Consider the following 2,387-nt stretch of genomic DNA (forward strand, 5'->3'; position numbering starts at 1 on the left):
AATCGAGCTCCCCCTTTATGCTATAAAGTCAGAATCTACTATATGGAGTTTCTATGAAAAGATTAGTAATCGCACTTGTATTGATGTGCCAATCGACGATGGCCTTTGACAGTTTTTGGAAGGACAAAACTTCTGTTAAAACAATCAGCGATAATATGATGACCACTCAAGGAGTGGACATGGCAGAGTTTCAAGAAATGTTCTCAAGAACAACGTCTGAACTTAGAAAGGAATATATTCAAGAGGCCGTTGATCTTCTTAAGGCCGGTGCAACAGGCTCAGAAGCACTAGGAATGATTCTTGCTTTTGATGATAGAGTTTACGATAGAAGACAAGTTGCTAAGATTGGAATGGCCAAGACTATTGCTTCATACTTTAGAAGTGGTCTTGAAACTATCTATGATAACTTTGAAAACGAAGGTGGAAAAAGGCTAATCGAAATCTCTGGTTCAGCCTATGCTAAGTACAGTGCTCACCTACTTTGGGGAGTACGACCTGGGGCTGGTGTCTATGCCATTTTAAAGCTCACTAATAATGAAACAGGAATCTCTCGTTCATATGCTTCAAGAGCGAAGGTTCAAAATCTAGATGTGCTTGGAAAATCCCTAGCGCTTCTTGTATTCAACTCACTTCACAAAACGAGATTTCCTCTTAAGACAAATATTGGTGGAAAGAATTTAATCGTTGATGGAATCAAAACTTTTAGAACTTCTACTTACGTTCAATTCCGTCATATGCTTAAGACAATTGATGAGAACTGTCGCTCATTTGGAAAGCGTATGGCCACAGTTAATGAAATGAGACATCTCTTTGCAAGAGGTTTCTACCAAGGTGGACTAACAAGAGGGCCATATCATTGGGGAATAAAACAACATGGTTATAAGTATGGTATTGTTGATGGTGAATACCCAATGGGGAGAACAACGGCCCTTGAGAACTCACCATATAGCCGTACAATTAAGTATATCTGTGTCAAAGAAAATCAATCATACTACGGGTTTTAATTGTGACAAGATTACTTCTTATACTGACAACATTACTTAACTTCTCCGCTGCAGCTTCACAGTATAGCTATACGGATCATTCCTATAATATCGATAGATGTTTTAGTGATGTTGAATTTAAAGAGTACTCGCCAAATAGAAGAAACAGAGGCTTCGATATTTGTTTAAGTAAATATCCTATTCATAACTTTCAACTGAAGTGCCCTCTATTAGCAGATCGTTATTATGGACTCGCAGCTAAGCGCGCGGCCATGTCACAGTGTTTTGAAAAGACGACAACTTTTAACTCTTGCTTAAGAGTCGCTGACAATATGCCAACATATCCCCTAAGAACTTCATCTGCACTCAAGTGTATTGAAAAGTTCTCTGTTCAAATTACCCAAAAAGATTGTGATACTGTTGCGTTTCGTTACCATCCCATTCGAGCTAAAGTAAAAAAGCTTTGTGATGAAATTCTTAACACAGATGACCTAGATCAAAACCAATCACCTGCTCCATCTTCGGGAACAATTGGTGATGGTTCAACTCAAGTCATTCAATTCTAATGAAACTTTTAAAGAAGGCCATTCACCCTTCAATTTCAAGTCTTGAAGATCAAAAAGTCCTTCATAGAAAAGCTGCACGGGCCATTGTAATCGATGGAGAAGACATCTTACTTCTATATACTGAGAGATACCATGACTACTCTCTTCCCGGTGGTGGAATTGATGAAGGCGAAGATATTCAAACAGGACTGATCCGTGAACTTCAAGAAGAAACAGGGGCCCAAAATATTCGCGACATAAAAGACTTTGGTATCTATGAAGAGTATCGCCCTTGGTACAAACCAGAGCACGATATTCAACATATGATTTCCTATTGTTTCACTTGTAAAGTCGATCGTAAGCTCGGTGAAACATCTTACGAGGACTATGAGATCTCAAATGGGATGAAAGCCGTTTGGGTTAATATTCATGATGCTATCGCACATAACGAAGAAACGATTCGCTCAAGTGAAAAGAAAGGAATGTCTGTTGAGCGTGAGAATTTCCTTCTTAAAGAATGTACTAGACAAGGCCTTATCTAGCTGTTTTTTCAGGCACTAAAATCAATCCACGACTGCCAAAAAAAGACTCCAAACTACTGATTTTACAGCTTAAGCAATTCTTTTTCTCCTCTCACATCCCATCCCCATATAGAATCTTTCTATGAGAATAACTAATAGAGACTTGAAACTGATTTTACTTAGACCAATCTACCTAACGAAAAGAAGGAAGCTCGCGAAGTTCAACTTTTTTTTCTTAGTACTTCTTGCCACATTAAGTCCTGAAAAGCTAACAGCTCTTAATTTCTTAGAAGAACTCTTCTTTTGGTTTATTCATCTCTATCTCTTAAATATTCTAA

4 protein-coding genes are annotated in these 2,387 nt (G+C 38.1%); all 4 read left to right on the forward strand.

The annotated features are described in order from the left end of the window. Positions 1 to 53: 53 nt before the first annotated feature. Positions 54 to 1,004 carry a hypothetical protein gene (locus M901_RS00275; RefSeq protein WP_021276143.1) on the forward strand — a complete coding sequence of 317 codons (951 nt, stop codon included), beginning with the start codon at positions 54 to 56 and terminating at the stop codon, positions 1,002 to 1,004. Between the two features lie 2 nt (positions 1,005 to 1,006). Beyond that, positions 1,007 to 1,549 (forward strand): hypothetical protein, encoded by a 543-nt coding sequence (locus M901_RS00280; RefSeq protein WP_021276141.1) that lies wholly within the window; start codon positions 1,007 to 1,009, stop codon positions 1,547 to 1,549. Further along, positions 1,549 to 2,070, forward strand: coding sequence for an NUDIX hydrolase (locus M901_RS00285; protein ID WP_021276144.1), 522 nt, complete (start codon positions 1,549 to 1,551; stop codon positions 2,068 to 2,070). The genes M901_RS00280 and M901_RS00285 overlap by 1 nt, the downstream gene beginning before the upstream one ends. A 121-nt stretch (positions 2,071 to 2,191) precedes the next feature. Then, on the forward strand, positions 2,192 to 2,387 hold a 196-nt coding region (locus tag M901_RS17680), incomplete at its 3' end, for a hypothetical protein (protein WP_021276142.1).

The organism is Bacteriovorax sp. DB6_IX (assembly GCF_000447775.1).
GTDB lineage: Bacteria > Bdellovibrionota > Bacteriovoracia > Bacteriovoracales > Bacteriovoracaceae > Halobacteriovorax_A.

Coding starts and splice junctions, on each gene's coding strand:
- M901_RS00285 (WP_021276144.1), top strand. CDS start 1,549: ATGAAACTTTTAAAGAAGGCCATTCACCCTTCAATTTCAAGTCTTGAA.
- M901_RS00275 (WP_021276143.1), top strand. CDS start 54: ATGAAAAGATTAGTAATCGCACTTGTATTGATGTGCCAATCGACGATG.